We start from the raw sequence: 12,809 nt of genomic DNA, 5'->3' as shown, positions 1-12,809 counted from the left end.
AATCGGGAACCCGAGCACAAAAGCGCGTCAACTTTCGTCCCTGGCTGCGCTGACGACGGCGGCCAGCCATCCCCTCGCCTCCTCCGGCTTCGCCCATTCGAACTCCGGCAATTGGTGCCGGAACCAGGTGAATTGCCGCTTGGCGTAGTGGCGGGTGTCGGCCCTGCCGATCGTGGCGGCCTCGTCCAGGCTGAGCTCGCCGCGCAGATGCCGGATCAGCGCCGGCACACCATGGGCCTTCATGGCCGGCAGCAGCGGATCGAGGTGTCGCGCGGCGAGACGCTCGACCTCCCGCAACGCGCCGGCGCCCAGCATGGCATCGAAGCGGGCGTCGATGCGGGCGTAGAGCTCGTCGCGCTCCGGCGCGAGAAATACCGCGCGATAGCACTCCTTCGGCAGCAACGGCGGCTGACCCTCGTGATGCCAGTCGAGCAGCGAGCGTCCGGTGGCCTCGACCACTTCGAGCGCGCGCGCGATGCGGGTGCGGTCGCGCAGGTTCAGTCGCTCAGCCGCGCGGGGATCGCGCCGTGCGAGTTCCGCATGCAGCGCCTCGACGCCGTTCCGCTCGAGCCGCGCGCGCACGTCATCGCGCACCTCCGCGGGAATTGCCGGCACCACGGAGAGGCCGGCCGTCAGTGCCTTGAAATAAAGCCCGGTGCCGCCGACGAAGATCGGAAACCGGCCCTCGGCACGGACCTCTTCCAGCGCCTTTGCCGCGTCACTGACCCAGGCACCGGCGGAGAAATTCACGGCCGCATCGACATGGCCGTAGAGGCGATGCGGAACGCGCGCTTCTTCACCATGCGTAGGACGCGCCGTGATGATGCGCAGGTCACGGTACACCTGCATGGAATCGGCATTGATCACGGTGCCGCCCGCGCTGAGGGCAAGCTCCAGCGCCAGCGCCGACTTGCCGCTGGCGGTCGGGCCTGCGATAAGCACGGCCTTGCTTGAATGCCCCTCGCTCACGAAAACCTCAAATGTCCCTCGTCGCCACGCTGATCTGCAATCCCGACAATCCCGCTCTCGACTCCACCATCGTCGACGGCGCCCGCGCCGTGCTGCCCCAGGCAGCTCCCGCGCACTGGCTGTTCGACGGGGTTGCGGTCGACATTCCCTTCGGCGCCGACAGTAACCTCGAAGGCGACCGTCACGCCATCGAGCAGCGGCTCCGCGAGCTGCGCGGCGACCTGCCCATCGACATCGTGGTGCAGCCTGTCGGCTTCCGGCGCAAGAAGCTTTTTCTCGCCGACATGGATTCCACCATGATCGGCCAGGAATGCATCGACGAGCTCGCCGATCTCGTCGGGATGAAAGCGCACGTCGCCGCCATCACGGAACGCGCGATGCGCGGCGAGATCGAGTTCGAGCCGGCGCTACGCGAGCGCGTCGCACTGCTGAAGGACCTTCCCGCCAGCGTCGTCGACGAGGTGCTCGCCACGCGGATCACACTGACCCCGGGCGGCCGCGCACTGGTCGCAACCATGCGCAAGCACGGCGCCTATACCTGCCTCGTCTCCGGCGGCTTCACCCTGTTCACCAGCGCCGTCGCCGCCAAGATCGGCTTCCAGGAGAATCGCGCCAACGAGCTCGTGGTGCGCGACGGCAAGTTCACCGGCGAGGTGAAGGAGCCGATTTTGGGTCGCGCAGCAAAACTCGCGACGCTGGTGGATCTGGTGGAATCGTTCGATCTCGACGACATCGACTCGGTCGTGGTCGGCGACGGCGCCAACGATCTGGCGATGATCCAGGCGGCAGGGCTCGGCGTGGCGTATCACGCCAAGCCGGCGGTGGCGGCGGCCGCGGCGGCGCGGATCGATCACGGCGATCTCACCGCACTGCTTTATGCGCAGGGGTATCGGCGCGAGGAGTTTGTGGAGGGGTAGCGTCTCGCCGCACGCCATGCTGCCGTAGGGTGGGCAAAGGCGCGCTCTTCGCGCGCCGTGCCCACCATCGCTCTCAATCATGAAAAGATCGTGGGCACGGCGCAAGCGCGCCTTTGCCCACCCTGCGGGAGCTTTATCCGCAACTACTGCACGCTCAGCGCAACAAACCGCAGCTCGCCGTCGGCATTCGAGACCAGCAGCAGCACCGACTTCTTGCCATCCTTCTTGAGCTGGTCGACGCGCTTCTGGATGTCGGCACCGTTCGACACCGCTTCCTGCGCCACCTCGACGATGACGTCTCCAGCGGAGAGGCGCTTCTCGGCAGCGTCGGAATTGGCGTCGACATTGGTCACGACCACGCCCTTGACACTGTCCTTGATCTTGTAGCGCGTGCGCAGGTCCTTGTTCAGCGCGGCGAGATCGAGGCCGAGCGCTTTCTGCGTCACCGGCTTCTCGGGCGCCGGCTCGTCAGTCTTCACCGCGGCCTGAACCTTGTCCGGATCCTGGAGGCGGCCGAGCGTGACCTTCTTGGTCTGCTCCTCGCCCTTGCGGATGATGATGACGTCGACCTCCTTGCCGACCGCGGTGTCGGCGACGACGCGGGAGAGATCCTTGGGGTCCTTGACGTCCTTGCCGTCGAACTTGACGACGACGTCGCCGGGCTCGATGCCGGCGGGCTTGGCCGGGCCCTTGTCGTCGACGCCGGCCACCAGCGCGCCGCGCGCCGGCTTGATGTTGAGGCTCTCGGCGATCTCGTCGGTGACGCTCTGGATACGGACGCCGAGCCAGCCGCGGCGCAGCTCGCCGAACTGGCGGAGCTGGTCGACGACACCCGCGACCGTCTTCGACGGCACGGCGAAGCCGATGCCGATCGAGCCGCCGGACGGTGAGATGATCAGCGTGTTGACGCCGATGACGTCGCCATCGAGGTTGAACAGCGGCCCGCCGGAATTGCCGCGGTTGATGGAAGCGTCGGTCTGGATGTAGCTGTCATACGGTCCCGACGAGATGTCGCGATTCTTGGCCGAGACGATGCCGGCCGTCACGGTGCCGCCGAGACTGAAGGGGTTGCCGATCGCGACCACCCAGTCGCCGAGGCGCAGCTTGTCGCTATCGCCGAACTTCACCGCGATCAGCGGCTTCGGGGGCTTGAACTTCAGCACGGCAAGGTCGGTTTTCTTGTCGACGCCGACCAGCTCGGCCTTGATCTTGGTGCCGTCGTTGAGGATGACGTTGATCTCGTCGGCATCCGCGATGACGTGGTTGTTGGTGACGACGACGCCTGACGTGTCGATGATGAAGCCGCTTCCGAGCGAATTGGTCTTTTTCGGCGGACCGTTGTCGCCGCCCTTGCTGCCGCCGCCGGGACCGCGGCGGTTCTTGAAGAAGTCGTCGAAGAACTCCTCGAAGGGCGAGCCGGGCGGCAGTTGCGGCATGGCGTTGCCGCCGCCCTTGGCCTCGACGGTCTGCGAGGTCGAGATGTTGACGACCGCGTCGATCACCTTCTCGGCGACGTCGGCGATGCCGTCCGGTCCGCGCGCCTCGGCCGGCGTGCCGAACGCGCTGAAAGCGCCGACGGCGAGCGCGGCCAGCCCTAGGCGCAAGCGGGACGAGGCAATGATGGCTGCGGTCATAGGAATCTCCAGAGAAAAGGATTCGGCTGCGAGACTGCGCTCGAACGGGGGGACGGCGCAAGCGCGGAGCTTACCGGGCCCTCAAGTCCCCAATAATACGGCGAAAACCCGCCTCTCGCCTTCACTTTGGCGTTGGCGCGACGCTTAAATCGGACGGCGCATCACCCAGATCAGGATCAGGCCGGCCACAGCCGAACCGATCCCGACCACCCGCAGGACATTGTCGGGCGTGGCGATGGCACTCTTCATGGCCTTGCGCATCCAGTTCGGACTGGCCGCGAACATCAAGCCTTCCAGCACGAACAGAATGCCTAAGCCGATGAGGAAGTCGGCGAACGCAATGGACCTCATCGGATTGGAACCTCCCGTTGTGCTGTTCTTGTCTGGACGAAGGGCGGCAGAACTGCCGCCCAAGTCTAGTCAAAGCTTGTCTAGCTCACGGCTTCGCCGGCGTCTCGCCCGCCGTCTTGCCGGACGGGTTACCGAAATACCGGAAGAAATCCGAATCCGGCCGCAGCAGGAAGCGCGTGTCGCTCGACTTCAGCCCGTTTTCATAGGCCGTCATCGACCGGTAGAAGGCGAAGAAGTCGGCATCCTTGCCGTAGGCTTCCGCGAACAGGCGGTTGCGTTCGGCGTCGCCGACACCGCGGGTTTGCTCGGCCTGCGACCTGGCTTCCGCTTCGATCACGGTTGCCTCGCGGTCGGCCTTCGACTTGATCTCCTGCGCCTTCTGGCCGCCCTGCGCGCGGAACTCGGCGGCTTCGCGCTGACGCTCGGTCTTCATCCGGTCGTACACGGCCTGGCTGTTCTGGTCCGGCAGGTCGGCGCGGCGGATCCGGACGTCGATGACCTGGATGCCATAGCCGTCGGCTTCGCGATCGAGTTGCTCGCGGATGCGCAGCATCAGCTTCTCGCGCTCGTCGCGCACGACATTGATGAAATTGACCTCGCCGAGCACGCGGCGCAGCGCGGCGTTGAGCAGGGTGGTGAGCTGGACGTTTGCCGCCTGGATCGAGCCGATGCGTTGATAGAATCGCAGCGCATCCTTGATGCGGTAACGGGCGAAGGCATCGACCACGAGGCGGCGCCGGTCGAAGGCAATCACTTCCTGCGACGGATTCTCGAGATCGAGGATTCGCTTGTCGATGTTGATCACCGAGTTCCACGGCGCCTTGAAATGCAGGCCTGGATCGGTAACGACGTCCACGGGTTCACCGAACCGCAGCACGATGGTCTGCTCGGTCTGCTGTACCGTGAACAGCGACATGTAGCCGACGATCACAACGAGCAGGAGGGCGAGCAGCGTGACAATACCTGTGACCGGAGACCTCATCGCGTGCCTCCGCTCGAGGGCTGACCGGTGGTAGGCGCCTTTTTGGTCGTCAACTCGCCGAGCGGCAGGTAGGGCACCACGCCCTGGCCGGACTGGCCGCCATCATAAATGAGCTTGTCCGAACCACCGAGCACGCGCTCCATCGTCTCCAGATAGATCCGTTCACGGGTCACGTCGGGCGCCTTCTTGTACTCGTCATAGACCTTCAGGAAGCGCGCGCTCTGACCCTTGGCCTCGGCGACGGCCTGCTCCTTGTAGCCTTCGGCGGCCTGGAGGATCTGCGCCGCGCGCCCGCGTGCCTGCGGCACGACCTGATTGGCATAGGTCTCGGCTTCGTTCTGCAGGCGCACCAGATCGGCTTGCGCCGCCTGGACGTCGCGGAAGGCGTCGATCACCTGCGCCGGCGGATCGACCTTCTGCATCTGCACCTGGGTAATCAGGACGCCGGCGCCATACCCGTCGAGCGCCTTCTGCATCAGGTCCTGCACAGTGGTTTCCGTCTGCGTCCGCGCCCCGGTCAGGATCGGCTGGATCTGGGACCGGCCGATCACCTCGCGCATCGCGCTCTCGGCCACCGCCTTCACGGTACCCTCGGGGTTCTGGATGTTGAAGAGGAAGTCGCCGACGCCGTTCGGCTTGATGCGCCAGAGCACGGTGAAGTCGACGTCGACGATGTTCTCGTCGCCGGTCAGCATCAGGCTCTCCTCCGGCACGTCACGGATGGAGCGGCCGCGCCGGGCCGGATCATCGATCAGCGTCATGCCGATGGAGATGGTGGAGACGCGCAACGCCTTCGGCAGCAGCACGGTCTCGATCGGATAGGGCAGATGGTAGTTCAGGCCCGGGTCCACGGTGCGGACATGCTTGCCGAAGCGTAGCACGACGCCGAGTTCTTCGGATTGCACGCGGAAGAAGCCCGAGAACAGCCAGATCGCGACGATGAACAGCACGATGGCAGTGATGCCGATGCCGGAGAAATAGCCGCCCGGCATGATCTGCTGCAGACGGTCCTGACCACGCCGCAGAAGATCTTCCAGATCCGGCGGCCTCGGCCCGACCGGTTGCGGGCCTGTGCCCCATGGTCCCTTCGGACCCGAGCCCCATGGGCCACCGCCCTGATTCTTCCACGGCATTCGACGCTCTCCTCGGCAGACCGGGACTAGAACTAACCTGGCCCGTATTGTCCGGTCCGGCTTTATAGGGGACAGGCAGGTCCCTTACAACGCAGCCCTCGCCATCCTCCGAGCTATGCTCGGGCACGAAAAAGTCAATGTAAACATTGGCAAAAGCGGTTAATGGGGCGACCGCCGACGATATGTCACATAGGAGTAGTCGGCGCTGTCGTCGGGTCCGGCCGGATGGCGGACACGGGCGACCTCATCCCATTCGGCCCGGGGGATATCGAAATGCGTGTCGCCTTCCGGACGCGCGTGCACTTCAGTGATCTCGAGACGATCGGCGCGATCGAGCCATTGCCGATAGATCTCGGCGCCGCCGATCACCGCGATCTCGGCGACCGACCGCCGCAGGGCATCACCGAGTGCAACCGCAGCCGCAGCGGCGGAGGATGTCGTGACAATGGCACCCGCGGCGCGATAGTTCGCGTCACGCGTGATCACGATGTTGGTGCGGTTCGGCAGCGGCCGGCGCAGAGATTCGAAGGTCTTGCGGCCCATGATCACGGGCTTGCCGATCGTCAGCGCCTTGAACCGCGCCATGTCGGACTTCAAACGCCACGGGATCGCGTTACCCGCACCGATGATACCGTTCTCCGCGATCGCAACGACGAAGACGATTTCCATCAGGTCGTGCTCCCGGCCAGCTGCGTCAGCGCAGGACCAGTGACGCGGCACAGCGTCCAGTCGTCCATCATCACGGCGCCGAGGGACTTGTAGAACGCGATCGACGGCGCGTTCCAGTCGAGCACCGCCCATTGCAGGCGCGACCAGCCGTTGTCGACGCATTCCCTGGCGAGGTGCACCAGCAGCGCCTTGCCGAGACCTTTGCCGCGATGCGACGGTCGCACGTAGAGATCTTCGAGATAGATGCCGTGGCGACCGCTGAAGGTGGAGAAATTGAGAAACCATACCGCGAAGCCGACAGCTTCGCCGTTCCACTCGGCAATCGCGCAATAGAGCTGTGGTCTCTCGCCGAACAGCGCGTGCGCGATATCAGCCTCAGTCGCCTCGACCTCGTGCGAGAGCTTTTCGTACTCGGCGAGCTCACGGACGAAATCGAGAACGAGCCCGGCTTCGCCAGGACGCGCGCGGCGGATGTTCAACGCCATCGGCGCTAGACCGCGACTTCCGCCTTGATGTGCGGATGCGGGTCGTAACCGACGAGCTCGAAATCCTCGTAGCGGAAGGAGAAGATGTCCTTCACCTCAGGATTGATGCGCATCACCGGCAGCGCACGCGGCGCACGCGTCAGCTGGAGCCGGGCCTGTTCCAGATGGTTGGAATAGAGATGGGTGTCGCCGAGCGAGTGCACGAAGTCGCCGGGCTTGAGACCGGTGACCTGCGCCACCATCATGGTGAGCAGCGCGTAGGAGGCGATGTTGAAGGGCACGCCGAGGAACACGTCGGCCGAGCGCTGATAGAGCTGGCACGAGAGTTTGCCGTTGGCGACATAGAACTGGAACAGCAGGTGGCAGGGTGGCAGCGCCATCTTCTCGACATCGGCCGGATTCCACGCGGTGACGATCAGCCGGCGCGAATCCGGGGTGCGCTTGATCATCTCGATGACCTTGGCGATCTGGTCGATGCTGCCGCCATCGGCCGTGGGCCAGGAGCGCCACTGATGTCCATAAACCGGGCCGAGGTCGCCATTGGCGTCCGCCCACTCGTCCCAGATGGTGACGCCATTGTCCTTGAGATACTTGATGTTGGTGTCGCCCTTCAGGAACCACAGCAGCTCATGCACGATCGCCTTCAGCGGCAGCCGCTTGGTCGTCAGCATCGGGAAGCCGGCGGACAGATTGAAGCGCATCTGATGCCCGAACACGGATAGCGTGCCGGTGCCGGTCCGGTCGGTCTTCTCGGCGCCGTCTGAAAGAATTCGCTCGAGCAGGTCCTGATACTGGTGCATATGCCCAAACCTTTAGAAAGACGGCAGCCTTTGGGGAGGCGGCGAACTTAACGGCCGCTTCCACGCTGTGACAGCAGCGATTCGCTGCTCCCACAGATTATACCCCGGAAAAGGTGAGCGCTCCCGCGGCAAACGACAAGGGGCGGAACTCGACGTCCCGCCCGTCGTCTATCGGATTGAAAATGTTAGTTAAGTTGCCGGCTTCAGCACCGGGGTCCACTTCGCGATCTCATTCTTGACGAGGGTCGCGAGCGCCTCCGGGGTCCGCTCGGCGGGCGTCGGAATGACGCTGCCGAGCTCGAGCAGGCGCTTCTTGACGGTCTCGTCGTCCAGCGCCTTGACGGCGGCGGCATTCAGGCTGGCAATGATCGCAGGCGAAGTTCCCTTCGGCGCGAACATCGCATTCCACGCCTGGGCCTGGAAGGTCGGCAGGCCGGCTTCCGTCGTGGTCGGCACGTTCGGCAGCGACGGATTGCGCTCGGGCGTTGCGATCGCATAGGCCTTGATGGTGCCGGCGTTGATCTGCGGCACGGCGTTGACGATCTGATCGCACATGTAATCGACCTGTCCCGCCACCAGCGCGTTCATCGCAGGACCGGTGCCGTTGAACGGCACGCCGACCGGCTTGATGTCGAGGATTGAGTGCAAGAGCTCGCAGGACACGTGCGAGACCGAGCCGACGCCGGCATGCGCGGCATTCACCTTCTCGGCATTGGCCTTCACGTAAGCAACGAACTCCTTGAGGTCCTTCGGCGGAAAGTCCTTGCGCGCGAGGATCAGGATCGGCGTGCCCGCGAGCAGCGCGATCGGCTCGAAATCCTTCTCCGGATGATAGGCGAGCTTTGGATAGAGCGGCACCGAGGCGGCATGCGTGCCCATATGCCCCGTGATGAGCGTATAGCCGTCACTGGCCGCGCGCGCGGCGCGCGTGGTCGCGGTGGTGCCGCCGGCGCCGACGACGTTCTCGATGACGATGCTCTGGCCGAGCGCCTGCGCCATGTGCGAGGTGACGATCCGTGCGACGACATCGGTCGGCCCGCCCGCCGCAAACGGCACGATCATGGTGATGCCGCGCGTCGGATAGGTCTGCGCCTCAGCTGGTGCGACAAAGGCGCACAGCGACGCCAGCGCGACGGCACATGCGCCCGTGGCGAGCGCGCGAATAGAGGTCATGTCGTTTCCCCCCGGGACACAAACAAAAATGCCGGCCACAAGGGCCGGCATTTTCATTTCACGAACACATCGCACAAGTCGATTCGACTTCCGAATGCGGCGTGCGGACGCAGGCGCCGCGCGATCAGTTCTCCGATTCGGTGAACACCTCGTCGCGCTTGGCACGCAGCACCGGCAGCACCGTGAGCAGCAGCAGGAAGGCGGCGATCGCCAGCAAGACCGCCGACAGCGGACGCGTCAGGAACACGCTCCAGTCGCCGCGGGAGATCAAGAGCGCACGACGCAGGTTCTCTTCCATCAGCGGTCCGAGCACCATACCGAGCAGCAGCGGGGCCGGCTCGAAATCGTGCTTGATCAGCCAGTAGCCGACGAGACCGAACACGCCTGCGAGGATGACGTCCACAGGTGCATTGTTCACCGAGTAGATGCCGATCGCGCAGAAGATCACGATCGAGGGGAACATCAGCCGGTAAGGCACGCGCAAGAGGCGGACCCAGATGCCGACCAGCGGCAGGTTGATGATGATCAGCATGAGGTTGCCGATCCACATCGAGGCGATCATGCCCCAAACGAGATCCGGCTGCTTCTGCATCACTTGCGGGCCCGGCACGATGCCGTGAATGGTCATCGCGCCCACCATCAGCGCCATCACCGCGTTCGGCGGGATGCCGAGCGTCAAGAGCGGAATGAAGGAGGTCTGCGCCGCCGCGTTGTTGGCGCTTTCGGGCGCCGCCACGCCCTCGATCGCGCCGCGACCGAACCGCGACGGGTTCTTGGCGAGCTTCTTCTCGAGCGTATAGGCCGCGAACGAGGCGATGACAGCACCGCCGCCCGGCAGGATGCCGAGGATCGAGCCGAGCACGGTGCCGCGCAGGATCGGCGGCGTCGAGTCGATCAAATCCTTCCTGGTCGGCATCAGGCCGGTGATCTTCTGCTGCACGAGGTCGCGATTCATCTCGGCGCCGGCGTCGAGATTGCGGATGATCTCGGCAAAGCCGAACACACCCATCGCCACCGTCGCAAAGCCGAGACCGTCTGCGAGTTCCGGAATGTTGAAGGCCATGCGCGAGGCGCCGGTTTCGATGTCCGAGCCGACCATCGAGAGCAGCAGGCCGAACACGATCATCGCGATCGCCTTCAGCACCGAGCCCTTGGCCAGCACGACCGCGAAGATCAGGCCGAGCACCATCAGCGAGAAATATTCGGCCGGGCCGAACGCCAGCGCGAGCTTCGTCAGCGGCGCGCCGAGAACCGCGATCAAGACGGTCGCGACGCAGCCGGCGAAGAACGAGCCGATCGCCGCGATCGCCAGCGCCGGACCGGCGCGGCCCTGCTTCGCCATCTGGTGGCCGTCGATGGCGGTGACGACCGATGTTGCCTCGCCTGGAATGTTGACCAGGATCGACGTGGTCGAGCCGCCATATTGCGCGCCGTAATAGATGCCGGCGAGCATGATCAGCGCGCCGACCGGCGGCAGGCCGAAGGTGATCGGCAGCAGCATCGCGACGGTCGCAATGGTGCCGATGCCCGGGAGCACACCGACCAGGGTGCCGACGAGGGCGCCGATCAGGCACATCAGAAGGTTGATCGGCGAGAGCGCGACGGCAAAACCGTGAGCGAGGTTGGCAAAAATATCCATCACAGCCTCACGGGTTCAGGAAGCGCGGAAACATCGGCATCGGCAGACCGAGCACGTAGGGAAAGAGCAGCGCGCAGCCGACCGTCAGGCAGGCGCCGACGATCGCGGCCTCCACCCAGCGCGTCTCATGCGATCCCGTCGCGGCGATCATGAAGCTGACGAAGGCCGAGACGACGAGGCCGAGCGGCCGGATCGCGAGTGCGAAAAACACGATCGAGGCCATCACGAACATGGGCCCGCGCCAGGAGTAATGGGACATTCCCGGCCCATCGGTCAAAAGCCCGGTGAGGGCGATGCCCGCGGACAAGGCCACCAGCAATCCGCCGAACATCCGTGGCGCGGTGCCCGCGCCGAAGGAGAAGCCGCGCATGCCCTGCAAATCGCTCGAAGCCCACAGCGCGAACAGCGCCAGCGCCATGAGAATCACGCCGCCGACATAGTCCTGCGCCGAGCGGATCGTCATGAACAGCGTGACGATGGCGACCGCCAGAATTGGATAGGAATAGATGAGCGCCAACAGGACATCGGACGACGCCTTCTTGGTGTCACCGCCGGCCGCTGCGATCAGCGCTGCGGGAGCGCCTGCGACCAGCGCGGTCGCGTGGCTGATCAGGACGGTGGCCGGGCCGCGTCCGGCGCCCCAGCCGAAGATCGTCCCGATCGACCAGATGAATTCGAAGATCTGCGGCGCTATCGCCAGCAGGCAAAAGCCGATCGCCACCGACGTGTTTCGGGTGGCTGTCGCTGAGTGGCCCATCGTCTCGGCCATGCATGTCTCCTCCGCGACCCGTAAGTCACGAGCACTGTTGTTCTAAATCGGCTGGAAGTGGATCCCCGGCCCGGACCATTGCCTAGCGATTTTCATCACACAATGCCAGCAAAACCAAACAGGCCTCCTGCGAGCAGAAGCCATAGCGGATTGATGCGCGAGACCGAGGCGAGCACTGCAACCGTCGCGGTCAGAAGCAGTGCAGCAATGGTGCGATCGGTCGACTGGGCCAGGATCAGGGCGCTGGCTGCCATCAATCCGATCGAGAGCGGAACCAGTGCAGCCTGGATCAGGCCGGGCCAGCGGGATTGGCTGGGCCGGTTCAACAGACGGCTGACATAATAGGCAACCAGCGCCGTCGGCAGGCACATCGCCAGCGTCGCGGCGAGTGCGCCGGGGATTCCCGCGACGGCATAGCCGATTAACGTCACGATAAGCACGTTTGGACCTGGCGAGAGCTGCGCAATCGCATAGGCGTCCGCGAACTGCTTGTCGGTCATCCAGTGATGCATCTCAACCGCGACGCGGTGCATCTCGGGCACCGCTGCGGCGGCGCCGCCGACCGCGAACAGCGACATTAGACCAAAGGTGGAGATCAGCGCCCAGATCGGGTTATCGCTGTTCATGCTGCTACCTTCCGCCGCATCAGATATCTGACGCCGATGCTGACGGGAATCGCGACCAGCAGCACCGCCTGGAGCGGCAGGCGGAGCACGCCGATGGCGACGAAGACGCCGAGCATCAGGACGATCACGACGACGTCCATCCGCTTGAGCAGCGGCGTCATCATCCGGAAGACCACCGCGATCAACAGGCCGACCGCAGCGCAGGAGATGCCTGCGAGACTACGCCGCAGCACCTCCACATCGCCGAACCGGGCATAGATGATCGCAAGCACGGTCATGATCCCCGTCGGCGGCAGCAGCAGCCCGGTGAAGGCGGCAACGCCCCCGGCGATCCCGCGCAGCCGGGCGCCAAACACCATCGACAGGTTGACGATGTTGGGCCCGGGCAGGAAATGGCAGAGCGCGAAGGTCTCGTTGAACTCGTCCGCCGTCATCCAGCGGTGCTGGTCGACGATGGCGTGCCGGGCGAATACCAGGACGCCGCCGAAGCCGGCCAGCGACATCCGGGCAAACGCCAGGAACAGGGCCAGCAGGCCGGGCGGCCGGGCGTGGGCGGCGGCGATATCCGGCTCTTGAGCGGCCGGTGCGGAATCCGGGGACATGTCAGAAGCTTAGAACGCGTGCCGGGCCGCGGCCAAGATCGCCTTGGCGACGATCCGGCC

The 12,809-nt window shown here is 64.9% G+C and carries 14 protein-coding genes; 1 reads left to right on the top strand and 13 read right to left on the bottom strand.

Annotated features, from left to right (window positions below):
• Positions 1 to 27 precede the first annotated feature (27 nt).
• A complete protein-coding gene (miaA, locus tag HYH08_RS13555) occupies positions 28 to 969 on the bottom strand; it encodes a tRNA (adenosine(37)-N6)-dimethylallyltransferase MiaA (RefSeq protein WP_220010304.1) in 942 nt (313 codons plus the stop codon).
• Positions 970 to 980: 11 nt separating this feature from the next.
• Between miaA and serB the strand changes: the two genes are divergently transcribed.
• Complete coding sequence (serB, locus tag HYH08_RS13550; RefSeq protein ID WP_220010303.1) at positions 981 to 1,886, top strand: phosphoserine phosphatase SerB; 906 nt, start codon at positions 981 to 983, stop codon at positions 1,884 to 1,886.
• A gap of 143 nt (positions 1,887 to 2,029) precedes the next feature.
• Here the strand turns inward: serB and HYH08_RS13545 are convergent, their stop codons facing one another.
• The 12 genes from HYH08_RS13545 to HYH08_RS13490 all read right to left on the bottom strand — a co-directional run bounded on the left by HYH08_RS13545 (position 2,030) and on the right by HYH08_RS13490 (position 12,749).
• Positions 2,030 to 3,520: a Do family serine endopeptidase gene (locus HYH08_RS13545; RefSeq protein ID WP_220010302.1), complete on the bottom strand. Its 1,491-nt coding sequence runs from the start codon at positions 3,518 to 3,520 to the stop codon at positions 2,030 to 2,032.
• Positions 3,521 to 3,664: 144 nt separating this feature from the next.
• Entirely contained in the window at positions 3,665 to 3,871 is a 207-nt protein-coding gene (locus HYH08_RS13540) for a DUF2065 domain-containing protein (protein ID WP_092022075.1), read from the bottom strand.
• A gap of 85 nt (positions 3,872 to 3,956) precedes the next feature.
• Positions 3,957 to 4,853 carry a protease modulator HflC gene (gene hflC, locus HYH08_RS13535; RefSeq protein ID WP_220010301.1) on the bottom strand — a complete coding sequence of 299 codons (897 nt, stop codon included), beginning with the start codon at positions 4,851 to 4,853 and terminating at the stop codon, positions 3,957 to 3,959.
• Complete coding sequence (gene hflK, locus HYH08_RS13530) at positions 4,850 to 5,986, bottom strand: FtsH protease activity modulator HflK (RefSeq protein WP_220010300.1); 1,137 nt, start codon at positions 5,984 to 5,986, stop codon at positions 4,850 to 4,852. Before hflK ends, hflC begins: the two co-directional genes overlap by 4 nt.
• A gap of 159 nt (positions 5,987 to 6,145) precedes the next feature.
• The gene (locus HYH08_RS13525) at positions 6,146 to 6,655 is read right to left on the bottom strand and encodes a dihydrofolate reductase (RefSeq protein WP_220010299.1); all 510 of its coding nucleotides are present in this window, start codon (positions 6,653 to 6,655) and stop codon (positions 6,146 to 6,148) included.
• Positions 6,655 to 7,140 carry a GNAT family N-acetyltransferase gene (locus HYH08_RS13520; RefSeq protein WP_220010298.1) on the bottom strand — a complete coding sequence of 162 codons (486 nt, stop codon included), beginning with the start codon at positions 7,138 to 7,140 and terminating at the stop codon, positions 6,655 to 6,657. The genes HYH08_RS13525 and HYH08_RS13520 overlap by 1 nt, the downstream gene beginning before the upstream one ends.
• A 5-nt stretch (positions 7,141 to 7,145) precedes the next feature.
• Complete coding sequence (locus tag HYH08_RS13515) at positions 7,146 to 7,940, bottom strand: thymidylate synthase (protein ID WP_220010297.1); 795 nt, start codon at positions 7,938 to 7,940, stop codon at positions 7,146 to 7,148.
• Between the two features lie 189 nt (positions 7,941 to 8,129).
• A complete protein-coding gene (locus HYH08_RS13510; RefSeq protein ID WP_220010296.1) occupies positions 8,130 to 9,113 on the bottom strand; it encodes a tripartite tricarboxylate transporter substrate binding protein BugD in 984 nt (327 codons plus the stop codon).
• Between the two features lie 124 nt (positions 9,114 to 9,237).
• The gene (locus HYH08_RS13505; protein ID WP_220010295.1) at positions 9,238 to 10,752 is read right to left on the bottom strand and encodes a tripartite tricarboxylate transporter permease; all 1,515 of its coding nucleotides are present in this window, start codon (positions 10,750 to 10,752) and stop codon (positions 9,238 to 9,240) included.
• A 7-nt stretch (positions 10,753 to 10,759) separates the two neighbouring features.
• Entirely contained in the window at positions 10,760 to 11,521 is a 762-nt protein-coding gene (locus HYH08_RS13500; RefSeq protein ID WP_220010294.1) for a tripartite tricarboxylate transporter TctB family protein, read from the bottom strand.
• A 95-nt stretch (positions 11,522 to 11,616) separates the two neighbouring features.
• On the bottom strand, positions 11,617 to 12,147 hold the full coding sequence (locus tag HYH08_RS13495) for a chromate transporter (RefSeq protein WP_220010293.1): 531 nt from the start codon (positions 12,145 to 12,147) through the stop codon (positions 11,617 to 11,619).
• Positions 12,144 to 12,749, bottom strand: coding sequence for a chromate transporter (locus HYH08_RS13490; RefSeq protein ID WP_220010292.1), 606 nt, complete (start codon positions 12,747 to 12,749; stop codon positions 12,144 to 12,146). Before HYH08_RS13490 ends, HYH08_RS13495 begins: the two co-directional genes overlap by 4 nt.
• Positions 12,750 to 12,809: the final 60 nt, after the last annotated feature.

It is taken from the genome of Bradyrhizobium sp. BR 10289 (genome assembly GCF_019455385.1).
In the GTDB taxonomy this organism is placed as follows: domain Bacteria; phylum Pseudomonadota; class Alphaproteobacteria; order Rhizobiales; family Xanthobacteraceae; genus Bradyrhizobium.
The sequence above is the reverse complement of the archived record's forward strand: the minus strand, read 5'-3'. Positions and strand labels throughout refer to the sequence as shown.